Genomic DNA, 23,580 nt, shown 5'->3' on the forward strand with positions numbered 1-23,580 from the left:
TAGCAATGAAGGCTCAGCGCAGTTTTGGGTTGTCTTTGGCGTGGTCGCGCGTCACTGCGGTGTTCTTGGTCGACATCCTGATCCTGGTAGTGGCCAGCCACTGCCCGGAATCGTGGCAGGGCGAGCATCGCATCGCGTTCTGGGTCGGTGTCGGTCTCGCGGTACTGGTGACGCTGCTGTCACTGGTCACCCACCACGGCCTCACGGTGACCGCGGGGCTGGCCTCGTGGCTGTGGGATTGGTCCGCGGACCCGGGCAGCTCGCTGGCCGCGGGCTGCACCCCGGCGGCCGACTACCAGCGCAAGTACGGGCGCGACAAGGTGGGTGTGCGCGGCTACCAGGGTCGCCTGGTCACCGTGATCGCGATCGACGGCGGGGAGGACCCGGCGGGACGTCATCGCCATCGCACCTCGCAGGCCGCCCTGCTCGTGCAGTCGGTCGCCGCCGGACTGCGCCAGTTCGACATCAACCTCGACGGCATCGACATCGTCTCGGTGAAGGTACGCCGCGGGGGCCCGGAAGACAGCGCCGCCGAGCTGTCGAAGCTGGACGACTGGGGCCCCGAGGAGTGGGGGCTGGTGACCGACCAGCCGGCCTCATACGTTCGCCGCACCTGGCTGGTGCTGCGGATGAACCCGCAGCGCAACGTCGCCGCCGTGGCGACCCGCGATTCGCTGGCATCGACGCTGGTCGCGGCTACCGAGCGGCTGGCGCAGGATCTCGACGGCCAGAGCTGTGCGGCGCGGCCGCTGACGGCCGACGAGCTCGTCGAGGTCGACAAAGCCGTGCTCGCCAACCTCGAGCCCACGTGGAGCCGCCCGGGATGGCGACACCTCAAGCACTTCAACGGGTTCGCGACCAGCTTCTGGTTGACGCCCTCGGACATCAGCACTGAGACGCTGGAGGACCTGTTCCGTCCCGACACCGACGCCACCGTGCTCACGATCCGGCTCACGAGTTGGGCCGGCCGGCCGCAGGTGTCGGCCTGGGTGCGCTACCACAGCGACGGCCGACTGCCGCGGGAAGTCTCGGCGGGGCTGAACCGGCTCACCGGCCGGCAGCTGGCGGCGGTGCGCGCGAGCCTGCCCGCCCCCACGATCCGCACGCAGCTGGTCGTGCCGAGCCGTGGTCTGCACGACGACGATGAGCTGGTCCTGTCCGTCGGTCAGGTGCAGGAGAGCTCGGCGGGCGTGCCCGCGGCGCAATGACGCGCTCGCAATCAATCGCCGAAGACGCCCGTAACGCACTGGTCGCCGGGCTGCTGGCATCCGGTATCTCGGTGAACGGGCTGCAACCGAGCCACAACCCCCAGGTCGCGGCGCAGATGTTCACCACCGCGACCGCCCTGGATCCCGGGATGTGCGACGCCTGGCTGGCGCGGATGCTCGCCGGCGAGCAGAGCATCGAGGTGCTCGCGGGAGCGTGGGCTGCCGTCAGGACGTTCGGCTGGGAGACGCGCCGGCTCGGCGTGACGGAGCTGCAGTTCCGGCCCGAGGTTTCCGACGGCTTGTTCCTTCGGCTGGCCGTCACCAGCGTCGAGTCGCTGGCCTGCGCATTTGCCGCCGTCCTTGCCGAGGCCAAGCGCTACGAGGAGGCGGCGAAGCTGCTCGACGGCGTCGAGCCGCGCCAGCCGTTCGAGGAGGAACTGTTCGCCTACGTCCGCGGTGTGTTGTTCTTCCGCACCGGACGCTGGCCCGACGTGCTCCTGCAATTCCCGGAGGGGAAGCAGTGGCGCCAACCCGAGCTGAAGGCGGCGGGCGCGGCGATGGCGACGACGGCTTTGGCCTCCCTCGGGGTCTTCGAAGAGGCCTTCCGCCGCGGCGAGGCCGCCATCGAAGGGGACCGCGTGCCCGGCGCGGCCAACATTGCCCTCTACACCCAGGGCATGTGCCTGCGGCACGTCGGCCGGGAAGAAGAGGCCATCGAGCTGCTCCGCCGGGTCTACTCGCGCGATCCGAAATTCGCCCCCGCCCGGGAGGCGCTGGACAACCCCAACTACCGGCTCGTGGTCACCGACCCCGAGACGATCGAGGCCCGCACCGATCCGTGGGACGCGGACAGCGCGCCGAGCCGCGCCCAGACCGAGGCGGCCCGCCACGCCGTGGAGGCCGCCAAGTACCTGGCCGAAGGGGATGCCGAGCTGAACGCGATGCTCGGCATGGAGCGTGCCAAGCGTGAGATCAAGCTGATCAAGTCGACCACCAAGGTGAACCTGGCGCGCGCCAAGATGGGACTGCCGGTGCCCGTGACGTCGCGCCACACCCTGTTGCTGGGCCCCCCAGGTACCGGCAAGACGTCGGTGGCGCGCGCGTTCAGCAAGCAGCTGTGCGGGCTGACCGTGCTGCGTAAGCCCGTGGTGGTGGAAACGAGCCGCACCAAGCTATTGGGCCGGTACATGGCCGACGCCGAGAAGAACACCGAGGAGATGCTCGAGGGCGCTCTGGGCGGGGCGGTGTTCTTCGACGAGATGCACACCCTGCACGAGAAGGGCTACCAGCAGGGCGACCCCTACGGCAACGCGATCATCAACACCCTGCTGCTCTACATGGAGAACCATCGCGACGAGCTGGTTGTCTTCGGCGCCGGCTACGCCAAGGCGATGGAGAAGATGCTCGACGTGAACCAGGGTCTGCGCCGGCGTTTTTCGACCGTTATCGAGTTCTTCAGCTACAAGCCGGACGAGTTGGTCGCGCTGACAAAGCTGATGGGGCAGGAGAACCAGGACATCATCACCGACGAGGACGTCGAGGTGCTCCTGCCGTCGTACACGAAGTTCTACCTGGACGAGAGCTACTCGGAAGACGGGGACCTGATTCGCGGCATCGACACGCTCGGTAATGCCGGCTTTGTGCGGAACGTGGTGGAAAAGGCCCGCGATCACCGCAGCTTCCGCCTGGACGACGAGGATTTGGACGACGTGCTGGCCAGCGACCTCACGGAATTCAGCAACGCTCAGTTGCTGCGGTTCACCAGGCTCACCCGCGAAGACCTCGCGGAGGGCCTGGGCGCGGCGGTAGCCGAAAACAAGTCGAGCTAGCCTCCCAGGCCGTCGAAGTTCCTCGGCAGCTAACTTCCGCGGCCGCGGCGGCGGCCGTCGGCGGGTTTTGTTGCAGCCGGCGCAGCGGGTCATGGTTCGCCGCAAACGGTGTCCGTTGCCGCCGCACGGCGAGTCACTCACCGCTCGGCGCCCTGATTGCCTCGATTTGCATTGACACCCGGTTACCCGCAGTTTCTGTCGCGTAAATTCCGATATCTGCCGGCAACTCCGGCTTCCAGCGGGATGCCAAACCATTTGTGTCGTCTATCGTTTGGGGTTGAAATGAGCGGAAAAGCCGCCTGACTTTATGCGCGCCGGATACGCTTTCGTAGCTATGAAGTTCCGATGAGAGGGCGCTGCACCGGGCAGATCGCGGCCGGTGACCTTCTCCGCTGTTGTGCAACCATCAGGGCACCCCGTGCCTACACGTGACGGGAGGTGCGTGAACTGGTCCGATTGACAGCGGCTGTATCGAATCGATGAGAATTCCCCCGATCCGGCCGCGGCGCATGTCCTCCGTCTGGGCAGGTGTGGGCCAAGCGACCGAGCGCGCTGACCCGACGATGCGCACGCCTGCCGGCAGTTTGTGACAGTTCCTGGGCCACGGCCGGGTCGGGCAATCCCGTAAGGAGAAGTCCGATGTTCCATGCTGTGACAAGACTGGGGCCGCCGGCCGAACCGGCCGGTGCATCACGCCCCAGGCCACCGCAATTCGCGGTGCGCGCTCGAAATTCATTCGCAAACCCGCCGAGCTTATCGGTGTCCAGCGAAGCCCCCAACGCGGTTATCAAAGGTTGACGGGGCCGACAATGGACTTCGGAGCATTGCCGCCGGAAATCAATTCCACGCGAATGTATTTTGGTCCCGGCTCGGCACCGATGCTGGCCGCCGCGGCCGCCTGGGACGGCTTGGCCGCCGAACTGCATTCGACGGCGTCGTCGTATCAAACCGTGATTTCGGGGCTGGTCGGTGAGGGCTGGCTGGGGCCCGCGTCGACAACCATGGCGGCAGCCGTCTCGCCGTACATGCTGTGGATGACTCTCACCGGGGTGAAGGCGGAGCAAACCTCGGCCCAGGCATCGTCGGCGGCCGCCGCATACGAGGCGGCGTTCGCCATGACGGTACCTCCGGCGGCGGTCGCGGCCAACCGCGCTCAGCTTGCGGCGTTGGTGGCGACCAACCTGCTGGGCCAGAACACGCCCGCGATCGCCGCGGCCGAGGCTCAGTACGGCGAGATGTGGGCGCAGGATGCGGCGGCGATGTACGGCTACGCCGCGAGTTCGGCGTCGGCGGCCGACCTGAAGTCGTTTGTGCAACCGCCCCAGACGACGAATCCCACGGGACAGACCGATCAGGCCTCGGCCGTCACCCAGGCCACCGGCGCGCCGGCGGCCTCCGGCGCGCAGGAGACCCTCAGTCAGCTGACGTCCGCGGTTCCGGCGGCGCTGCAACAACTAGCGACGCCGGCGGCCGACGGCCCGACGAGCCTCTGGGACTTCCTGGACTCGAACTTCGTCAACGGGTTCGTGTCGGCGGGGTATACCAGCCCCGCCATCGTCCAGCAGACCGTGACGGCGTCGATGGCCGACATCAACGCGGTGGCCGTCGCCGGGGAACCGGGAGCCACCGCACTGCCGCCAATGGGCGCCGGTTCCGGCAACGAGACCTGGGCGCCGCTGGGCACGCCCGTCGTGCCATACAGCTCGGCCGTCGCGCCGCTCGGCTCGCCGGCCGTGCCGGATGTGCAGTTCGGCGGCGTCTCGGCCGGCGTGAACCAGGCGGCAGCGGTTGGGCGTTTGTCCGTGCCGCAGGCCTGGACCGTGGCCGCTCAGGTGGAAAACCATGCCGGCGCGGCGCTTTCGGGTGGCGGGTGGAACAGCACCACCCTGCCGGAGACCCCGGCCGGCGTACCGGGCATGCCGGGCATCCCCGCCGTGAGCAACGCTGGGCGCCACTTCGGCAACGGGCCGCGGTACGGATTCAACGTGACGGTCATGCCGCGCCCGCCGGCCGCCGGCTAGGGGGTCGCCAAAACCTTAGTGCGACACAGGGTTCGCGCAGTGCGGGATGATGCCACGACACGGCGCGGCGCCGCAGCAACGGTCGACAGCCGCGGTTGCGCTTGACGCGTCGACGAGTTCGGTGCACCATGGCCCTTGCATGCACCTCGCTAGGTGAGGCGTCTGCACGGACATAGGCCACTGACCTCGAACGTCGAAAGACGCCCAGGGTCAGGACAGCTCTTCCCGGCTTAAGGGTTGAGCCCAAGTGGCTTCCGGTCGAGATCGGATACGCCGTGTGGTGCCAAAGCTCTGACGAGAGGGGTGCGGCGTCCGGGTAATTTCTCCCGTGTGCCCTCTCCCGCGCGTGCGCATTATGGCATCCCCGTGTGCCCTGGCCGTGAGGAGGTGAGAGCGAGATGAGCTCCGACGACAGTCCGTATCCGAAATCGACGACCATTTCGTTGCGATCCGGCCCCGGCTCTGCTTCCGCAGCCTGAACAGGTTCTCCCGCAAGGACTTACCCGCACGCGATCGCGCCGCTTCGCGTGCGCGGTGCGAGCATGCGCGGGCGGCGGTGATCAATGGCTGCCGGGGCGCGGGCCGCTCGCCTGCCGCGAGGAGAACTCCGATGTCGTTTGTAGCCACCAATTCCGCACCAGCGACCCGGGACGACCGCATATCGTTCTTGGCCGCAACGCAATTGACCGCACCCGCGGCCGCTCTTCAGTCGGGGGGCCGGCGATGACCGCGGTGCTTGACTTTGCAACGCTGCCACCCGAAATCAATTCGGGTCGTTTGTATTCGGGTGCGGGTTCCGGCCCCATGCTGGCCGCGGCATCGGCGTGGAAGGGACTCGCCGCGGAGCTGCGGTCCACCGCGTTGTCGTATCACTCGGTGCTGTCCGCCCTGTGGGGCGAGGAGTGGCACGGCCCCGCAGCCGCGGCGATGGCGGCCGCCGCGATGCCGTACGTGGCGTGGATGGGCTCGACGGCCGCGCAGGCGGAGCAGGCCGGTGCCCAGGCCGAGGGGGCGGCGGCGGCCTACGACGCGGCATTCGCCGCCACCATTCCGCCGCCGGTGATCGCCGCCAACCGCGTCCAGCTGATGGCGCTGATCGCGACGAACATCCTGGGACAGAACACCCCGGCGATCGCCGCCACGGAGGCGCAGTACGCGGAGATGTGGGCCCAGGACGCGGCCGCAATGTATGGCTACGCGGCTTCATCGGCGACGGCCGCGCAACTCGACCCGTTCACCCAGCCGCAGCAGACGACCACCCCCGGCGGGATTGCCGGCCAGGCCGCCGCGGTCACGCAGGCCGCCGGGACGCCGGCCGGCGCCCAGCAATCGACCCTGGCGCAGTTCACCACCGCCGTGCCTGCGGTGCTGCAAAATCTCGCCTCGCCGGCGTCGGCCCCGTCATCGGGCGTCACCTCGGTATTGGATCCCAACAGCAACTTCTGGAACACGCTGACGTCGACCGGGGCGTTCAACCCCGAACAGGTGGTGTCGGCGGTGACGAGCTCGACGCTGCTGGGCGCCGGCGGCAGTGCCACCAGCGACGTGGCGGGGTCGGTTGCGTCGCCCTTGTCCGGTGCTGCTATCGGAGCGGGCGGCCAGGGGATCTCGGGTATCGCGAGCCTGGGCGGCGCGGGCACCCCGGTGTCGGCGGGGCTGGGCCGCGCGTCGATGGTCGGCCCGGTCTCGGTGCCGCCTAGCTGGACGGCGCCCGCACCCCTGACGAGCCCGCTCGCTTCGACACTGGGCGGCACGCCGATGGTCGCCCCGCCGCCCGCAATGGCGACCGGCGCGCCCGGCATGCCCATCGGGGCCGTGGGGGGCCAGCCGTACGGGCGTGCGATGCCACAGTACGGTTTCCGTCCCAGTTTCGTGGCTCGCCCACCCGCCGCCGGCTAGCCCGATAGCCGCCGGGTGGAAGCGTCGTCCTCACATCGGGGGAGAGCGCGGATTGACCGCTCCGCAACATCCTCGCCACCCGGTGGCGCCGCGGCCAGGCCTCTCTGAGGGCGCCTACCACGGCAAACGAGACGTACTGCCCTCACAGTAAACACCCAGTAGCTAACCAGTGCTACTGCAGCTATGGATGCGTACGCTAGATGAAATTCAGGGGAGTAGCGGATGACGATCAACCACCAATTCGGCGACTTCGACGCCCACTGCGCCTCCGGGTGCGCCCGGGGCCGCGTCGTCGGATGGCCTACGACGGTCGGGTCAGTGGTCTACGGGCAGCCCAACCGCAACGGCCGGCAGTAGCGGCTCGTCGGCTCCACGTGGCCGGCACGGACACCGCCGCTGCCATAACGCACAAATGAAGCCGATCTCGTCGGCCAATCTTGATCGGCCTCGGATCGGCGTAGTTCTATGCGTGTCGAATAAACCAATTCTTTTGTTTACGCCGACATAGGAGGTCGCCGGGAATGGGCGCACTGTCCAATTACTAGCGACGTTAGAAAACTGTTAAAAAACCCGCCAAAGCGGCGGCTCTCGTGTGAACCCGCAAGCAATTCGATTTCTGACGAAACGCCTCGGCGCTCGTTAATTTTGTGCTGCGTGGTAGTCGCTGATTAGGGCTTATGGCTGTCCGAAAGTTAGCTCGAATGAGTGGATCTCACACCCGGGGGTCGGCTCATGACATTTACTTTTAACCTTTTGATTACTGCACAGGAACGCAATGCGAATACCGTTCGGTCACGATGGTCGCTACATTGGGCGATGCTTGTGGGTGAACGGAATGGGGCCGTCATCGCCATTTCTCCCAAAAAAGAGATTGGGGCCCTACCGTCGCTCGGCGGAACCGTTTCGATGGATTTGATTAGAGCTTCGGCGCCGATGCGGCAGGAGCAGTTGAGCGGCGCCTACCATGGCGGCCACTTGAGGGGAGTGGAGGATATCGATGTTTGATTTCGGGGCGCTTCCGCCGGAGATCAACTCGGGCCGGATGTACGTCGGCGCGGGATCGGGGCCGCTGTTGGCCGCCGCGGCTGCGTGGGACGACCTGGCCGCTGAGCTGCAATCGACGGCGGCTTCCTACGGCGCCACCGTTCAGGGTCTCGCCGCCGGCCCGTGGACCGGTCCCTCCTCGATCGCGATGGCCTCGGCGGCCGCGCCTTATGTGGCGTGGATGAACACCACCGGCACGCAGGCCGAGCTAGCGGCCTCCCAGGCCAAGCTCGCCGCCGCCGCCTACGAGACCGCCTTCGCCGCGACGGTGCCGCCACCGGTCATCGCCGCCAACCGCGCGCTCCTGATGGCCCTGATCGCCACCAACTTCCTCGGGCAGAACACCCCCGCGATCGCGGCGACCGAAGCGCAGTACATGGAGATGTGGGCGCAGGACGCCGCCGCCATGTACGCCTACGCCACCTCCTCGGCGGGGGCGACCCAGCTCCAGACGTTCGTCGAGCCGCCGCAGACGACAAATTCCGCGGCGGCGCCAATGCAGGCCGCGGCGGCCAGCCAGGCCACCGCCACCCCCGCGGCGGACATCGGAACGGAGCTGTCCCAGTTCATCAACTCGCTGCCGAGCGCGCTGCAGGGGCTGGGCAGCGGCTTGCTGAACTCACCGACCACGTCGGGGAATCTGCTGTCGGGACTCGATCTGCCGCAGTTGGTCAACCTGCCGCCGCTCCCGGCCGGGCTGCAGGCCGACCTGACGGCGTGGAACAACATCTTCAGCACCGCCGCCTCCGGCCCGTATTCACTCCAGGGCCTCAGCTCCATCCCCGGTGGTCCCTTCCTGTCGTTCGGGCAGGCATACGCGTGGGGCCAAAACGGGCAAAGCGCCGCCGCCTACTTCGCTGGACCAAAGGCCATCACGGGGGCCCTGGCACCGCTCACCCAGGGGGCCAGCGCGGTGAAGCCGATGCTCAGCTCGGCCGTCACACCGATTTCGAGCTCCATGGGCAAGTCGGCGCTGGTCGGCAGCATGTCGGTCCCGCAGGGCTGGACCGAGGCGGCCCCCACGATCAAGACGCTCGCCCAGGTGCTGCCCGCCAACACCGCCACCGCCGCTACCGCGTTCGCGGGCGAGGAGGGCGTCTTCAGCCAAATGGCCTTGTCCAGCCTGGCCGGACGCGCAGTCGGCGCCGTCGCCTTCCAGCCCGCGGGCGGCAGCGGGGCCGCGATGGGCTCGCTCGGCGGCATCGTCGCCGAGGCCGACCCCGCCGCCGCCACCATCATCGTGATCCCGGCGCTCGAGGACTGAGCGCCGTGCCGACCCACGTCCGCCCAGCACCATCCACCCAGGCGCGCATCACCAGGCAAGGGGTACAGAAATGATCTACGCAGCGTTCCCCCCGGAGTTCAACTCCGCCAGGATGTACGACGGTCCCGGCTCCGCCTCGCTGCGGGCCGCGGCGGCGGCTTGGGAGGGGCTGGCCGGCGAACTGCAGTCGACAGTGTCCTCGTATTCATCGGTGATCGACAGCTTGACCAACGGGGTATGGACCGGTCCCTCGTCGCTCAACATGGCGGCCGCGGTGACGCCCTATCTCGCCTGGATGCAGGGCACCGCCGCGCAGGCCGCCGAGGCCGCGTCGCAGGCCACCGCGGCGGCCACCGCGTACGAGACGGCCTTCGCGGCGCACGTGCCGCCGACCGAGATCGCGGCCAACCGCAGCCTGCTGGCCCAGTTGGTCGCAACCAACGTCTTCGGGCAGAACACCCCGGCCATCGCGGCGACCGAAGTCCAGTACGCCGAGATGTGGGTGCAGGACGCGGTGGCCATGGACGACTATGCGGGCTCGTCGGCCGCCGCCGCCAATGTCACGCCGTTCCAGGAAGCGCCCCAGATCACCAACGCAGGCGGGTTGGCCAACCAGGCCGCCGCCGTGACCCAGGCGGCCGCGAGCCCACTCGGCAACGTGGGGACCCTGCTCACCCAGGCCCTGGACCCGCTGGGAGCGGGGAACCCGCTGCTGGCCACGCTGTCGAATCTCAGCACCGACTACACCACCACCCTGAACGGGTTGCTGAACTCCTTGTTCGGATCCGGCGCGTCAACTCTGTACACGAACCTGTACAACGCGGTCAAGGTTCCGTTGAGCTTCACCACCGGGTTCAACGACATCGGGCTGCTGACCAACTTCCCCGTCTCGCAGTTCCTGAAGTTCGCCCCGCCCATCGCGTATGGCGCTTTGCCGAAGGACGCGCTGGGCGCCGGCCTCGGGGCCGCCGGATTCACCCGCGGCACGCTGTTCAACGCGGTCACGGGAAGCATGGGCAACGCCGGCACCCTGGTCGGCAAGCTGTCGGTCCCGCCGAGCTGGGCCGCGGCCACGCCCACCATCCGAACGGTCGCCGCGGCCTTGTCCGCCGCCGGGCCGGAAGCGGTGCCTGCTGCGGCGCTCGGTCAGGGTGGGCTGCTCAGTTCGATGTCGGTGGCCGGGATGCTCGGCAGCGCCCTGGGCGCCGGGGCTCCCAGCGCATTGAGCCGGAACGGCGTCCGAGGCCGCGTCAAGCCGATGAAGGAACTCAAGGACGCCCACTCGCCGGAGAAGCTGAAGCGGATCGTCGCCCAGATATCGGAGAAGCCCGAAAGCGTGCAGCACCACAACGTCGACCAGGAGGGTCTCGACGCTCTGCTCGAGCAGCTGGCGAAGAAACCCGGGATCCACGCGGTGCACCTGAAGAAGGGCGACAAGCCACAGGTCGTGCCCACGGACGCGCAAATAGGTTAGCGCCCAACGCGATTGGAGGATGGTCAGTTATGAGACTGCTTCTGGCACTGCTCGGAACGACCGTTGCGATCGGATTCGCGTCGCCGGCATCGGCGGACCCACCGCCGCCACCGGCCGGCGACGACGCGGGCTTCTTGGCCGCGCTGCACCAGGTCGGCATGACCTATGCCAACCCCGACGCGGTCATCGCGTCCGGCAAGGCGGTCTGCTCATGCCTCAACAACGGCGAATCGGGCCTGGAGCTCGTGCACGACGTGAAGACCCACAACCCCGGGATGGACATGGAGCAGGCGTCCAATTTCGCCATGATCGCCGCGAAGTTCTACTGCCCGCATCAGCTTTCCAAGGCGTAGCGCCGCGGTGGCCGACGGTCGACCCGGTTAGCCCCCGGTCTACCTGTCGTTCACCCGGACGTGGTTAGCTGCGCCGACCCGCGCCGCCCGTGCTTGTCCGGACCGATCGCGGGTAACCGGCGGCGGGCGGGAAGGGGGTGCGCTGCATGCAGACATTGAGCGTCGCCGATTTCGCGGTCCGGCTCGCTGTCGGAGTGGGTTGCGGCTCGCTGATCGGCTTCGAACGGCAGTGGCGCGCGCGCCGGGCCGGCCTGCGCACCAATGCGCTGGTCGCCGGGGGTGCGACGCTGTTCGTGCTGTACGCGGCGGCAACCGAGGACAGCAGCCCCACCCGCGTTGCGTCCTATGTGGTGTCCGGCATCGGATTCCTGGGCGGTGGGGTGATCCTGCGCGAGGGAGTCAACGTGCGCGGCCTCAACACCGCGGCGACCCTGTGGTGCTCGGCCGCGATCGGCGTGCTGGCCGCCTCCGGCCACCTCGTCTTCACGCTGATCGGCACCGCCACCGTCATCGCCATCCACCTGTTCGGGCGCCCGCTCGGCCGGCTGATCGACCATGACAACAGCGGCGACGACGACGAGAGCCTGCGCCCTTACCTGGTGCAGGTGGTGTGCCGGCCGAAAACGGAGAAGTATGCCCGTGCCCAGATCGTGCAGAACCTCACCGGCAACGACATCACGCTGCGCGGCATCCATACCGGGAACGTGACTGACGACGAGATCACCCTGACCGCCCATCTGCTCATGGACGGCCACCCGCCGGCCCGCCTGGAGCAGCTGGTCGCGGAGCTGTCCCTGCAGCCGGGTGTCCGTGCGGTGCAGTGGTACGCGGGGGACAAGGCCCAGTCGGAGTGACGGCGCGCGGCTCAAGCGCCGGGCGGGCCCGTGCCAGACGAGTGAAACGTGCACCACTCGCGGCGAGCGTCGTACCCGGGGTCGTAACCTGTTCGTGTGAATACCGTCACCGGTTTCCTGTCCGGACTGCCCCCGCAGATGCGGGACCCGGTGCTGTTCGCCATCCCTTTCTTCCTGTTGCTGCTGACCCTCGAATGGACTGCGGCGCGCAAGCTCGAACGCCTCGTCGAAAGCGACGCCGCCCGGCCGGCCTCGGGGGCACACCTCACCCGCGACTCGCTGACGAGCATCTCGATGGGCCTGGTTTCGGTGGGGACCACGGCCGCCTGGAAGACCCTGGCCCTATTCGGCTACGCAGCCCTCTATGCCTACGTGGCGCCGTGGCACCTTTCGGCCACCCGGTGGTACACCTGGGTCGCCGCGCTGGTCGGGGTCGACTTGCTGTATTACGCCTACCACCGCATCGCCCACCGGGTACGGCTGATCTGGGCGACGCACCAGGCACATCACTCCAGCGAGTACTACAACTTCGCCACCGCGCTGCGCCAGAAGTGGAACAACAGCGGCGAGATCCTGATGTGGGTCCCGTTGCCGCTGTTGGGCATTCCGCCCTGGATGGTGTTCTTCTCGTTTTCGGTGAGCCTGATCTACCAGTTCTGGATCCACACCGAGCGGATCGACAAGTTGCCGCGGCCGTTGGAATTCGTCTTCAACACGCCGTCACACCACCGCGTGCACCACGGGATGGACGCGCTGTACCTCGACAAGAACTATGGCGGGATCCTGATCGTGTGGGACCGGCTCTTCGGCACCTTCCAGGCCGAGGTGTTCCGGCCGCACTACGGCCTCACCAAGCCGGTGGACACGTTCAACATCTGGAAGCTGCAGACGCGTGAATACGTCGCCATCGCCCGCGACTGGCGTAGGGCCAACCGCCTCCGGGACCGGCTTGGCTACGTCTTCGGGCCGCCGGGGTGGGCGCCGCAGGCGGCCGCCCGGGCGGCCGATCCCATTGCCGTCGTGACCTCCCCGTAACGCCCGGGCCCCGCATAACGAAACAGTCACAGAGGGGACACATAACGCCGTACTCTCGACTTTGCGGTCGGTACTTCATCACCACGACGGATCGGAGTTCATGGTGCGCCGCCTGGCTTTACGCGCGTTCGCCGCGTCGGTCTCCGTTGCGGTTCTGGGCTGGCTGCCGCCCGCGCCAGCCAACGCCGATCCCATCCTGGTCTTCCCGGGCATGGAGATCCACCAAGACACCCGGCTCTGCACGCTGGGCTATGTCGACCCGGGGATGCGGGTCGCCTTCACCGCCGGGCACTGCCGCGGGGCGGGGGTCGTCTTCGACCGGGACAACCGCCCCATCGGCCGTCTCGCGACATTCCGCGACAACACGCCCAGCGGCACGACGGTGACCACCGACCAGGTCATTTCCGATTACGAGGCGATCGTGCTCGACGACAGCGTCGCGGTGAGCAACGTGCTGCCCGGTGGGCGCCGGCTGGAGAACAATCCGGGCGCGGCGCTCCAGCAGGGGCAACCGGTCTGCCACTTCGGCATCATCACCGGTGAAACCTGCGGCACCGTGGAAAGCGTCAACAACGGGTGGTTCACCATGTCGCACGGCGTGCAGAGCCAGCGCGGCGATTCCGGCGGGCCGGTCTACCTGCCCAGCGGAGGCACCGGCCAGATCGTCGGGATCTTCAACAGCGTCTGGGGCGATCTGCCCGCCGCGGTGTCGTGGCGCGCCACCTCCGACCAGGTCCGCCAGGACCTAGGGGTGACCGACAACCCCCGTTGACGCGGCCCCTCAGCGCGCGAGGGCGAATACCGGCATCGTCGGGGCGGCCGCCCGCAGCTCCTCGTCGCTGCTGTCCGGCGTCAGCCCGGCGACCAGGTCCTTGACCTGCCAGTACCACCGGGCCAGATACCGCCTCAGCAGTTCGGGTTTGGCCGCGTCGTCGACCTCGCTCACCCGGGCGCGTCGACGCCGCCAGCGCGGGCCCACCTCGACGACACCCGCAGCCCGGACGTTGCGCGCCCACTGCGTGTTGCCGCGCGGCGAAACGAGATAGTCGACGCCGTCGACCGTCAAGAGATTGATCACCACGTTGCGCGGCTTCCCGGTCTTGCGACCGCGGACGCGCAGCGCCCGGGTCCCGGCGATGCCGATCCCCGCCTCGGCGAGCCAGCGGATCGGCGCGTTGGCGGCCCGGGTGACCCGGCTCGGTTCCTCGTATCGCACGGCCATCGTCCGTCCTTAAGTTCGTAACCCGATTCGAGAGCACCGCTCTCGTTATCGCATAACATGCCACACCGTCCGGCGAAAATCAAGAGCAGTGTTCTCCCTCGTGTCAGACTGACGACGTGGGCAAACGCCAGTTGTCGCGGGAACAGATCGAAGGTCAGATCATCGAGCTCGGACGGCGGCAGTTGGTGGACCGCGGCGCGGCCGGGTTGTCGGTGCGCGCGATCGCCCGCGAGTTGGGCATGGTGTCCTCGGCCGTGTACCGCTACGTGGCCAGCCGCGACGAACTCCTGACCCTGCTGCTGGTGGACGCCTACTCCGACCTGGCCGACGCCGTAGACCGGGAGCGCGAGGCGGTGGGCGACCTGTGGAGCGACGACGTCATGGCCATCGCGCGGGCGGCGCGGCACTGGGCCGTCCAGCATCCGGCCCGCTGGGCGTTGCTATACGGCACGCCGGTCCCCGGTTATCACGCCCCGGCCGATCGCACGGTCCAGCCCGGCACCCGCGTGGTCGGGGCTTTCTTCGACGCGGTGGCCGCCGGCATCACCACCGGCGACATCCGATTGACCAACGACGTTGTGCCGCAACCCCTCTCGTCCGACTTCGAGCGGCTTCGCCAGGAGTTCGGCTTTCCCGGCGACGACCGGGTGGTCACCAAGTGCTTTCTGCTGTGGGCCGGAGTGCTGGGAGCGATCAGCCTCGAGGTGTTCGGGCAATACGGTGCGGATACGCTGACCGATCCCGAGGCGGTGTTCGAGGCGCAGCTTCAGTTGCTGGTCGAGGTGCTGGGCCAGCACTCGCCCACTGCGAATTAGAACGTGTTCATCCGGCTGAGAGGCGCGCCGATCGGACGGTCTCGGCAAAGCTTCCGGGACCCCTTCTGACTGCGGGCGCACTCCGCTATCCTGCGAGACGATGACCGTCCCCGTTCAATCGCCGACACAGATCGCATGGGTCACGCCGGACCTGGACGCCACCGAAACGGCCCTGAGCGGCTTGTTAGGCGTTCGAAAGTGGGTGCGCATACCCGACGTCCACTTTGCTCCGCAGACGTGCAGCTACCGCGGCAAGCGGGCCGACTTCGTTGCCAGCATCTCCCTGAGCTATCTCGGCGATATGCAGCTGGAGCTCATCTCACCAGTCCGCGGCGAGAACATCTATCGTGACTTTCTGCGCGATTCCGGGCCGGGGCTCCACCACATCTGCATCGAGGCGCCAACCCCGGAGCGGTTCGACGCGGCCCTCGCCGACGCCGCCGAACGGGGCGCGGCGGTGGTGCAACAGGGCGTGATGCCCGGCGGCATTCAATTCGCGTACGTGTCCGCACCGGAGGCGGGGGTGCCGTACCTGGAGATCGCCTATATCGCGCCCGAGATGCGCGCTTTCTACGACTACATCAAACAGGAGCAGCGGTGACTCACGTCAAGGACGATGCAGAACACAGCGATGTGGAGGAGTGGCGCCAATGAGCACCGAGATACCGGCCACGGTCCGTGCCGACGACGTGACGTCGTGGTCGGACGACTTTGACGTCGTGGTGATCGGCTTCGGCATCGCGGGGGGCTGCGCGGCGGTCAGCGCGGCCGCGGCCGGCGCCCGCGTGCTGGTGCTGGAGCGAGCCGCCGCCGCAGGCGGCACGACTTCCCTTGCCGGAGGCCACTTTTACCTCGGCGGCGGAACCGCCGTGCAGCAGGCGACCGGCCATCCGGATTCGCCCGACGAGATGTACAAGTATTTGGTGGCCGTGTCGCGGCAGCCCGACCACGCGAAAATTCGCGCCTACTGCGACGGCAGCGTCGAGCATTTCGACTGGCTGGAAGAGCTTGGATTTCAGTTCGAGCGCAGCTACTTTCCGGGTAAGGCCGTGATCCAGCCCAACACGGAGGGGCTGATGTTCACCGGGAACGAGAAGGTCTGGCCGTTCCTGGAGAAGGCGGTGCCTGCGCCCCGCGGCCACAAGGTCCCGGTCCCCGGCGACACCGGCGGCGCCAGCATGGTCATCGAGCTGCTGCTGAAGCGCGCCGCCGGCCTGGGCGTGCAGATCCGGTACGAGACGGGCGCCACCCAGCTCGTCGTGGACGACTCCGGAGTGACGGGGGTGATGTGGAAGCAGTTCTCCGAAACCGGTGCGATCAAAGCAAAGTCGGTCATCGTCGCCGCCGGGGGATTCGTGATGAACCCGGAGATGGTAGCCGCGCACACCCCGAAACTCGCCGAGAAGCCGTTCGTGCTCGGCAACACCTACGACGACGGCCTCGGGATCCGGATAGGCGTGTCCGCGGGCGGCGCCACGCAGCACATGGACCAGATCTTCATCACGGCGCCGCCCTACCCGCCGTCGATCCTGCTGACCGGGATCATCGTGAACAAGCTCGGGCAGCGGTTCGTGGCCGAGGACTCCTACCATTCCCGGACCGCCGGCTTCATCATGGACCAGCCGGACAGTGCGGCGTACCTGATCGTCGACGAGGCGCACCTGGAGCACCCGAAAATGCCGCTGGTTCCGCTGATCGACGGCTGGGAGACCGTCGGCGAGATGGAGAGCGCGCTCGGAATCCCCCGGGGAAACCTCGTCGCGACGCTGGACCGGTACAACACGCACGCCGCGCGCGGTGAGGACCCCGACTTCCACAAGCAGCCGGAATTCCTTGCCGCACAAGACAAGGGACCGTGGGGTGCGTTCGACATGTCGCTGGGCAAGGCGATGTATGCGGGCTTCACCATCGGCGGCCTGGCGACGTCGGTGGACGGCGAGGTATTACGCGAGGACGGGACCGTCGTGCCGGGTCTGTACGCGGCAGGCGCGTGCGCGTCCAACATCGCCCAGGACGGAAAGGGTTACGCCAGCGGGACGCAGCTGGGGGAGGGGTCGTTCTTCGGGCGCCGCGCCGGAGCGCACGCGGCCCGTCGGGCCGGGGGCGCGTAGGCGCGTCTGCGTCCCAGCCGGAGCGCACGCGGCCCGTCGGGCCGGGGGCGCGTAGGCGCGTCTGCGTCCCAGCCGGAGCGCACGCGGCCCGTCGGGCCGGGGGCGCGTAGGCGCGTCTGCGTCCCAGCCGGAGCGCACGCGGCCCGTCGGGCCGGGGGCGCGTAGGCGCGTCTGCGTCCCAGCCGGAGCGCACGCGGCCCGTCGGGCCGGGGGCGCGTAGGCGCGTCTGCGTCCCAGCCGGAGCGCACGCGGCCCGTCGGGCCGGGGGCGCGTAGGCGCGTCGAGATCGTCGTTAACGCGAAAAAGTGTGAGTGAACCGCACGCTAACGTCGATCTCGGTCGCCGAGACGGCCGCAGCGCTAGACGCCCGCGGGTTCCTTCTCCTCCTCGACCGGACCCAGCCGCCACTCGCCTCCCCCCAGCAGGCGGAGCTCCTGGGCGTGATGCTGCTCGACGGCCGGCCGGTGACTCACGCTGACCACCACGCAGTTCGGAAGCTCGGCGCGGAGCAGCTGGTACAGCGCGAATTCCAGCCCCACGTCGAGCGCTGAGGTGGCCTCGTCGAGGAACACGGCCTTGGGCTTGGTGAGCAGGATGCGCGCGAAAGCGACGCGTTGCTGCTCACCCGGCGAAAGCACCTTGGCCCAGTCCTGCTCTTCGTCGAGGCGGGGGATCAGTGGCGCCAGCGCCACCTTGGTCAACACCTCGCGCAGCTCGTCGTCGGAGAACCCGTCCGGCGCGTTCGGGTAGCACACCACGGTTCGCAGCGTGCCCAGCGGCACGTACGGCAACTGCGACAGGAACATCGTCGCGTGGTCGCCCTCCGGGCGGCACAGGGTGCCCGAGGCGTAGGGCCACAATTCGGCCAGGCTGCGCAGCAGCGTGGTCTTGCCCGCGCCCGAGCGCCCGGTGATCACCAGCGAGTCACCGTCATCCAGGGAGACGTCGAGCGGGTCGATCAGCCGGTCCCCACCGGGCGTGCGCACCTCGACGTCGCGCAGCTCGACGGTCGCCTGCTCACTCGGCTTGACCAGCATGGTCGGCAGCGCCCGGCCCTGCGCGTTCGCGTCGACGAGCCCGTGCAACCGGATGATCGCCGCGCGGAAGGCGGCGAAGGCGTCGTAGTTGTTGCGGAAGAACGACAGCGAGTCCTGGATGTTGCCGAACGCCTGCGCGCTCTGGGTCACATCCCCGAAGTCGATCCGGCCGGCGAACAGCCGCGGCGCCTGAATCACCCACGGCAGCGGCACGATGGCCTGCGACATCGAGAAGTTCCAGCCGCCGAAGATGATGGTCCGCCGGACGAACCGGCGGTAGTTGTCGATGATCGGCGTGAACCGCTGCCACAGCTGCGCCCGCTCGACCCGCTCGCCACGGTAGAACCCGACCGCCTCGGCGGCGTCCCGCAGGCGCACCAGGGAGTAGCGGAATGCGGCGTTCAGCTTCTCGTTGTTGAAACTCAGCCAGATCAGGGGGTGGCCCAGCCAGATCGCGACGACCGTGGCGATGAAGACGTACACCAGGACGGTCCAGAACATGGCGCGCGGCAGGTCGACGCCCAGCACCGTCAGGTTCCCGGACAGGTTCCACAGGATCGCGGCGAACGAGATCACCGAGGCGACGGCATTGACGGCCCCGAACAGCAGGGTGTTGCCCGTCCCGTTCCCCGGCGAGTTCGGGGTGCCGCCCGCGTTCGCGGTGAAGATGTCGATGTCCTGCTGGATGCGCTGGTCGGGGTTGTCGATGGTGTTGTCGATGAACAGGTCGCGGTAATACGCCCGCCCCTCGAGCCAGTCGTCGGTCAGATGGGCGGTGAGCCAGATGCGCCAGGCGATGATGAATCGCTGCGTCAGGTAGAGGTCGACCAGGATCCGGATCACGTACAGCGTCGCCAGCAGGACGAAGATGCCGATCGACACCCAAAAGCCATGGATCCCAGACTGTTTGACGACGTCGTCACCGGAGGCGATGCCCTGAACCGCCTTCTGCACCGCCGTGTACATGTCGTTGCTCTGGTAGCTGAACAGCACCATGAGGCGCACGCCGAGCAGCACCGACAGCAACAGCACGCCGAGCATCAGCCAAACGCCGAAGCTGCGGATGCCGGAGAAGTATCCCCGGGTGATCCGCCAGAACTGCTGACCCCACGGCGTCGAGAACCGGAACACGACGAGCGCCACGACAAGGCAGACGGCGCTGATCACCCACGCGATCGCGACCCACCGCAACGATTCCATGGGTGCCGCCGACCAATCGATCGATGGCTTGAACGGCTTGGGGCCCAAGGTCGATTCTCCTTCAGGTCGAGGTTCAAGGCCGGGTTGTCCGGCTCTCCGCGACTTCAAATCCTCCGGCGAGGGTACCCGAAGGCGGTGGATAGGCTGCGGTTATGACAACCGACGCCGTTCCCACCCAAACATTGCACGCCGGCCGGCTGATCGCGCGGCGGCTCAAGGCCAGCGGGGTCGGCACCATCTTCACGCTATCCGGCGGCCACCTGTTCTCCCTGTACGACGGCTGCCGTGAGGAGGGTATCCGGCTGATCGACACCCGGCACGAGCAGACCGCGGCCTTCGCCGCCGAGGGCTGGTCGAAGGTCACCAGGGTGCCGGGCGTCGCCGCGCTCACCGCCGGCCCCGGCGTCACCAACGGGATGAGCGCGATGGCGGCGGCACAGCAGAACCAGTCGCCGCTGGTGGTGCTGGGCGGCCGGGCGCCGGCCGGGCGATGGGGCATGGGTTCGCTGCAGGAGATTGACCACGTGCCGTTCGTGGCGCCGCTGGCCCGCTTCGCCGCCACCGCGCAGTCGGCCGACGACGCCGGCCCGCTGGTCGATCGGGCGCTGCGCACGGCCGTCGCCGCCCCCTCGGGAGTGTCTTTCGTCGACTTCCCGATGGACTACGTGTTCTCGATGGCCGACGACGACGGGCGGCCAGGGGCCCTCACCGATGTGCCGCCGGGCCCGGGTCCCGCCGGCGCGGCCCTCGACCGGGCCGCCGGCCTGCTGGCGAAGGCGCGCCGGCCGGTGATCATGGCCGGCACCAACCTGTGGTGGGGTCACGGCGAGGCCGCACTCCTGCGCCTCGCCGAGCAGCGGCAGATCCCCGTGCTGATGAACGGGATGGCCCGCGGCGCGGTGCCGGCCGACCACCCGCTCGCCTTCTCCCGGGTGCGGGGAAAGGCGTTGGGGGAGGCCGATGTTGCGCTCGTCGTCGGCGTGCCGATGGACTTCCGGCTGGGCTTCGGCGCGGTGTTCGGCCCGGACACGCAGCTGGTCGTGATCGACCGGGTCAAGCCGGAGCGCAAGCATCCCCGACCGGTGGAGGCCGAGCTGTACGGCGACCTGCTGACGATCTTCGCGGCGCTGGCCGCGACGGGGGAGACCGACCATCGGGACTGGATCGACGAACTGCGCACCGCCGAGACCGCGGCGCGGGCCAAGGAGAAGGCCGAGCTCGCCGACGACCGCGTCCCGCTGCACCCCATGCGGGTGTACGCCGAGCTGGTGCCGCTGCTGGACCGCGACGCGATCGTCGTCATCGACGCCGGCGATTTCGGGTCCTACGCCGGCCGGGTGATCGACAGCTACCTGCCGGGCTGCTGGCTGGACAGCGGCCCGTTCGGTTGCTTGGGCTCGGGACCTGGCTACGCGCTGGCCGCCAAGCTGGCGCACCCGGAGCGCCAGGTGGTCTTGCTGCAGGGTGACGGCGCCTTCGGCTTCAGCGGCATGGAGTGGGACACGCTGGTCCGGCACAACGTCCCGGTCGTTTCGGTGATCGGCAACAACGGCATCTGGGGCCTCGAGAAGCACCCGATGGAGGCGCTGTACGGCTATTCCGTGGTGGCCGAGCTGCGGCCGGGCACGCGCTACGACGAGGTGGTGCGCGCGCTGGGCGGCCACGGCGAGCTGGTCTCCGCCCCCGCCGAGCTCCGGCCGGCGCTGGAACGCGCCTTCGCCAGCGGCATGCCCGCCGTCGTCAACGTGCTCACCGACCCGAACGTCGCCTACCCCCGCCGCTCGAACTTGGCATAACCGCGTGTCGCGACCGGCCGCGCCGGTGGGCGGTTCGCGTACCGTTGACCTGTGCCGAAGACCACCTCCGCCCAATCCGGCCGCCTGACCAGCCGCTTCTGGCGGTTGCTGGGCGCCAGCACCGAAAAGAACCGCAACCGTTCGCTCTCGCAGGTGACCTCCTCGTCGGAGTACGAGAAGGAGGCGGCCGACCTCACCGACGAGAAGCTGCTCAAGGCGACGGGGCTGCTCAAGCTCGACGATCTCGCGGAGTCCGACGACATTCCGCAGTTCCTGGCGATCGCCAGGGAGGCGGCAGAGCGGTCGACGGGCCTCCGTCCCTTCGACGTGCAGCTGCTCGGGGCGCTGCGCATGCTGGCCGGCGACGTGATCGAGATGGCGACCGGCGAGGGCAAGACGCTGTCCGGCGCGATCGCGGCGGCCGGATACGCGTTGGCCGGGCGGCACGTCCACATCGTGACGATCAACGACTACCTGGCCCGCCGAGACGCCGAATGGATGGGCCCGCTGCTGGAGGCCATGGGCCTGACGGTCGGCTGGATCACCGCGGAGTCCACGAGCGAGGAGCGCCGGGCGGCCTACGGCTGCGACGTCACGTATGCCTCGGTCAACGAGATCGGCTTCGACGTGCTGCGCGATCAGCTGGTGACCGACGTCGACGACCTGGTGTCGCCCAACCCGGATGTGGCCCTGATCGACGAGGCCGACTCCGTGCTCGTCGACGAGGCGCTGGTGCCGCTGGTGCTGGCGGGCACGACGCATCGCGAGACGCCGCGAGTGGAGATCATCAAGCTGGTGGGGGAGCTGACCCCAGAGGTCGACTACGACACCGACTCCGACAGCCGCAACGTCCACCTGACCGACGTCGGGGCGCGCAAGGTCGAGAAGGCGCTGGGCGGCATCGACCTGTACTCCGAGGAGCATGTCGGCACCACGCTGACCGAGGTCAACGTCGCCCTGCATGCGCACGTGCTGCTGCAACGCGACGTGCACTACATCGTTCGCGACGACGCGGTGCACCTCATCAACGCCTCGCGCGGCCGCATCGCGCAGCTGCAGCGCTGGCCGGACGGCCTCCAGGCCGCCGTCGAGGCCAAGGAGGGCATCGAGACCACCGAGACCGGCGAGGTGCTCGACACCATCACCGTGCAGGCGCTGATCAACCGCTACACGACCGTGTGCGGCATGACCGGCACCGCGCTGGCCGCCGGCGAGCAGCTGCGCCAGTTCTACAAGCTCGGCGTGTCCCCGATCCCGCCGAACGCCCCCAACATCCGCGAGGACGAGTCCGACCGCGTCTACATCACCGCGGCGGCCAAGAACGACGCCATCGTGGCGCACATCGCCGACATGCACGAGACCGGTCAGCCGGTGCTGGTCGGCACCCGCGACGTGGCCGAGTCCGAGGAGTTGCACGAGCGGCTGCTGCGCCGCGGCGTTCCCGCCGTCGTCCTCAACGCCAAGAACGACGCGGAGGAGGCGAAGGTGATCGCCGAGGCCGGTGAGTTCGGCAGGGTGACCGTCTCCACCCAGATGGCCGGGCGCGGCACCGACATTCGGCTCGGCGGCTCCGACGAGGCCGACCACGACCGGGTGGCCGAGCTCGGCGGGCTGCACGTCGTCGGCACCGGCCGGCACCACACCGAGCGGCTGGACAACCAGCTGCGCGGCCGCGCCGGACGTCAGGGCGACCCGGGGTCCTCGGTGTTCTTCTCGAGCTGGGAGGACGACGTCGTCGCGGCCAACCTCGACCACAACAAGCTGCCCATGCAGACCGACGAGGACGGGCGGATCGTCAGCCCCAAGGCGGCCGGCCTGCTCGACCACGCCCAGCGCGTCGCCGAGGGCCGGATGTTGGACGTGCACGCGAACACCTGGCGGTACAACCAGCTGACCGCCCAGCAGCGGGCCATCATCGTGGACCGGCGTAATACGTTGCTGCGCACCCCGACGGCGCGCGAGGAGCTCGCCGAGCTGGCGCCGAAGCGGTATGAGGAACTGTCCGAAAAGATCTCCGAGGAGCGCCTGGAGAGGATCTGCCGGCAGATCATGCTGTACCATCTCGACCGCGGTTGGGCCGACCACCTGGCCTACCTGGCCGATATTCGCGAGAGCATTCACCTGCGCGCGCTGGGCCGGCAAAACCCGCTGGACGAGTTCCACCGGCTGGCGGTCGACGCGTTCGCGTCGCTCGCCGCAGACGCCATCGAGGCGGCTCAGCAGACGTTCGAAACGGCGAACGTCCTCGAGGAGGAGCAGGGTCTGGACCTGTCCAAGCTGGCGCGGCCGACGTCGACGTGGACCTACATGGTCAACGACAACCCGTTGTCCGACGACACGCTCTCCACGCTCAGCCTGCCCGGGGTGTTCCGCTAGGCCGGTTGGGCTCCTCCCGCCGGGCGCCCGGCCATCCGGGCG

General features: G+C 68.5%; 19 protein-coding genes and 1 riboswitch. Of the genes, 17 read left to right on the forward strand and 2 right to left on the reverse strand.

Annotation, left to right across the window (positions count from 1 at the left end):
- The first annotated feature begins 5 nt into the window (after nt 1-5).
- The 12 genes from eccE (at nt 6) to G6N56_RS03325 (ending at nt 13,753) form a co-directional block, all read left to right on the forward strand.
- Nucleotides 6-1,208 carry a type VII secretion protein EccE gene (eccE, locus tag G6N56_RS03275; protein ID WP_085256709.1) on the forward strand — a complete coding sequence of 401 codons (1,203 nt, stop codon included), beginning with the start codon at nt 6-8 and terminating at the stop codon, nt 1,206-1,208.
- Nucleotides 1,205-3,037, forward strand: coding sequence for a type VII secretion AAA-ATPase EccA (gene eccA / locus G6N56_RS03280; RefSeq protein ID WP_085256708.1), 1,833 nt, complete (start codon nt 1,205-1,207; stop codon nt 3,035-3,037). Before eccE ends, eccA begins: the two co-directional genes overlap by 4 nt.
- 809 nt (nt 3,038-3,846) lie before the next feature.
- Nucleotides 3,847-5,058 (forward strand): PPE family protein, encoded by a 1,212-nt coding sequence (locus tag G6N56_RS03285; RefSeq protein ID WP_085256707.1) that lies wholly within the window; start codon nt 3,847-3,849, stop codon nt 5,056-5,058.
- 138 nt (nt 5,059-5,196) lie between these two features.
- A riboswitch (M-box (ykoK) riboswitch) is annotated at nt 5,197-5,368 on the forward strand.
- Between the two features lie 413 nt (nt 5,369-5,781).
- Nucleotides 5,782-6,957: a PPE family protein gene (locus G6N56_RS03290; protein ID WP_085256706.1), complete on the forward strand. Its 1,176-nt coding sequence runs from the start codon at nt 5,782-5,784 to the stop codon at nt 6,955-6,957.
- Nucleotides 6,958-7,179: 222 nt separating this feature from the next.
- A complete protein-coding gene (locus G6N56_RS29380) occupies nt 7,180-7,314 on the forward strand; it encodes a hypothetical protein (RefSeq protein WP_264020926.1) in 135 nt (44 codons plus the stop codon).
- Between the two features lie 375 nt (nt 7,315-7,689).
- On the forward strand, nt 7,690-7,962 hold the full coding sequence (locus G6N56_RS03295) for a hypothetical protein (RefSeq protein ID WP_142280687.1): 273 nt from the start codon (nt 7,690-7,692) through the stop codon (nt 7,960-7,962).
- Nucleotides 7,955-9,265: a PPE family protein gene (locus G6N56_RS03300; RefSeq protein ID WP_085256705.1), complete on the forward strand. Its 1,311-nt coding sequence runs from the start codon at nt 7,955-7,957 to the stop codon at nt 9,263-9,265. The genes G6N56_RS03295 and G6N56_RS03300 overlap by 8 nt, the downstream gene beginning before the upstream one ends.
- Nucleotides 9,266-9,335: 70 nt before the next feature.
- Nucleotides 9,336-10,739 (forward strand): PPE family protein, encoded by a 1,404-nt coding sequence (locus G6N56_RS03305; RefSeq protein WP_085256704.1) that lies wholly within the window; start codon nt 9,336-9,338, stop codon nt 10,737-10,739.
- A 29-nt stretch (nt 10,740-10,768) separates the two neighbouring features.
- Nucleotides 10,769-11,092: a DUF732 domain-containing protein gene (locus G6N56_RS03310; protein WP_085256703.1), complete on the forward strand. Its 324-nt coding sequence runs from the start codon at nt 10,769-10,771 to the stop codon at nt 11,090-11,092.
- A 146-nt stretch (nt 11,093-11,238) separates the two neighbouring features.
- The gene (locus G6N56_RS03315) at nt 11,239-11,946 is read left to right on the forward strand and encodes an MgtC/SapB family protein (protein ID WP_085256901.1); all 708 of its coding nucleotides are present in this window, start codon (nt 11,239-11,241) and stop codon (nt 11,944-11,946) included.
- A gap of 96 nt (nt 11,947-12,042) precedes the next feature.
- Complete coding sequence (locus G6N56_RS03320) at nt 12,043-12,981, forward strand: sterol desaturase family protein (protein WP_085256702.1); 939 nt, start codon at nt 12,043-12,045, stop codon at nt 12,979-12,981.
- Nucleotides 12,982-13,081: 100 nt separating this feature from the next.
- A complete protein-coding gene (locus tag G6N56_RS03325) occupies nt 13,082-13,753 on the forward strand; it encodes an Rv1815 family serine proteinase (protein WP_085256900.1) in 672 nt (223 codons plus the stop codon).
- Between the two features lie 9 nt (nt 13,754-13,762).
- On the opposite strand, the gene G6N56_RS03330 is transcribed toward G6N56_RS03325, so the two are convergent.
- Complete coding sequence (locus G6N56_RS03330; protein ID WP_085256701.1) at nt 13,763-14,203, reverse strand: nitroreductase family deazaflavin-dependent oxidoreductase; 441 nt, start codon at nt 14,201-14,203, stop codon at nt 13,763-13,765.
- 116 nt (nt 14,204-14,319) lie between these two features.
- On the opposite strand from G6N56_RS03330, the gene G6N56_RS03335 reads away from it, so the two are divergent.
- From G6N56_RS03335 to G6N56_RS03345, 3 genes are all read left to right on the forward strand, one after another.
- On the forward strand, nt 14,320-15,018 hold the full coding sequence (locus tag G6N56_RS03335) for a TetR/AcrR family transcriptional regulator (RefSeq protein WP_085256700.1): 699 nt from the start codon (nt 14,320-14,322) through the stop codon (nt 15,016-15,018).
- Nucleotides 15,019-15,118: 100 nt separating this feature from the next.
- Entirely contained in the window at nt 15,119-15,619 is a 501-nt protein-coding gene (locus tag G6N56_RS03340) for a VOC family protein (RefSeq protein WP_085256699.1), read from the forward strand.
- A 49-nt stretch (nt 15,620-15,668) separates the two neighbouring features.
- Nucleotides 15,669-17,129 carry an FAD-binding protein gene (locus G6N56_RS03345; protein ID WP_085256698.1) on the forward strand — a complete coding sequence of 487 codons (1,461 nt, stop codon included), beginning with the start codon at nt 15,669-15,671 and terminating at the stop codon, nt 17,127-17,129.
- A gap of 359 nt (nt 17,130-17,488) precedes the next feature.
- Here the strand turns inward: G6N56_RS03345 and G6N56_RS03350 are convergent, their stop codons facing one another.
- Nucleotides 17,489-19,414 (reverse strand): vitamin B12 ABC transporter pemease/ATP-binding protein BacA, encoded by a 1,926-nt coding sequence (locus G6N56_RS03350; protein WP_085256697.1) that lies wholly within the window; start codon nt 19,412-19,414, stop codon nt 17,489-17,491.
- Nucleotides 19,415-19,518: 104 nt separating this feature from the next.
- Here G6N56_RS03350 and G6N56_RS03355 point away from each other — a divergent pair, with 104 nt between their 5' ends.
- Entirely contained in the window at nt 19,519-21,162 is a 1,644-nt protein-coding gene (locus tag G6N56_RS03355; protein WP_142280686.1) for an acetolactate synthase, read from the forward strand.
- A gap of 51 nt (nt 21,163-21,213) precedes the next feature.
- Nucleotides 21,214-23,538 carry an accessory Sec system translocase SecA2 gene (gene secA2, locus G6N56_RS03360; RefSeq protein ID WP_142280685.1) on the forward strand — a complete coding sequence of 775 codons (2,325 nt, stop codon included), beginning with the start codon at nt 21,214-21,216 and terminating at the stop codon, nt 23,536-23,538.
- Nucleotides 23,539-23,580 lie beyond the last annotated feature (42 nt).

This window comes from Mycobacterium saskatchewanense (assembly GCF_010729105.1).
Classification (GTDB): Bacteria; Actinomycetota; Actinomycetes; order Mycobacteriales; family Mycobacteriaceae; genus Mycobacterium; species Mycobacterium saskatchewanense.

Bases quoted from the DNA above. Each gene is read 5' to 3' on its own strand.
- eccE (WP_085256709.1), top strand. From the start codon at position 6: ATGAAGGCTCAGCGCAGTTTTGGGTTGTCTTTGGCGTGGTCGCGCGTC.
- eccA (WP_085256708.1), top strand. From the start codon at position 1,205: ATGACGCGCTCGCAATCAATCGCCGAAGACGCCCGTAACGCACTGGTC.
- G6N56_RS03285 (WP_085256707.1), top strand. From the start codon at position 3,847: ATGGACTTCGGAGCATTGCCGCCGGAAATCAATTCCACGCGAATGTAT.
- G6N56_RS03290 (WP_085256706.1), top strand. From the start codon at position 5,782: ATGACCGCGGTGCTTGACTTTGCAACGCTGCCACCCGAAATCAATTCG.
- G6N56_RS29380 (WP_264020926.1), top strand. From the start codon at position 7,180: ATGACGATCAACCACCAATTCGGCGACTTCGACGCCCACTGCGCCTCC.
- G6N56_RS03295 (WP_142280687.1), top strand. From the start codon at position 7,690: ATGACATTTACTTTTAACCTTTTGATTACTGCACAGGAACGCAATGCG.
- G6N56_RS03300 (WP_085256705.1), top strand. From the start codon at position 7,955: ATGTTTGATTTCGGGGCGCTTCCGCCGGAGATCAACTCGGGCCGGATG.
- G6N56_RS03305 (WP_085256704.1), top strand. From the start codon at position 9,336: ATGATCTACGCAGCGTTCCCCCCGGAGTTCAACTCCGCCAGGATGTAC.
- G6N56_RS03310 (WP_085256703.1), top strand. From the start codon at position 10,769: ATGAGACTGCTTCTGGCACTGCTCGGAACGACCGTTGCGATCGGATTC.
- G6N56_RS03315 (WP_085256901.1), top strand. From the start codon at position 11,239: ATGCAGACATTGAGCGTCGCCGATTTCGCGGTCCGGCTCGCTGTCGGA.
- G6N56_RS03325 (WP_085256900.1), top strand. From the start codon at position 13,082: ATGGTGCGCCGCCTGGCTTTACGCGCGTTCGCCGCGTCGGTCTCCGTT.
- G6N56_RS03330 (WP_085256701.1), bottom strand. From the start codon at position 14,203: ATGGCCGTGCGATACGAGGAACCGAGCCGGGTCACCCGGGCCGCCAAC.
- G6N56_RS03340 (WP_085256699.1), top strand. From the start codon at position 15,119: ATGACCGTCCCCGTTCAATCGCCGACACAGATCGCATGGGTCACGCCG.
- G6N56_RS03345 (WP_085256698.1), top strand. From the start codon at position 15,669: ATGAGCACCGAGATACCGGCCACGGTCCGTGCCGACGACGTGACGTCG.
- G6N56_RS03355 (WP_142280686.1), top strand. From the start codon at position 19,519: ATGACAACCGACGCCGTTCCCACCCAAACATTGCACGCCGGCCGGCTG.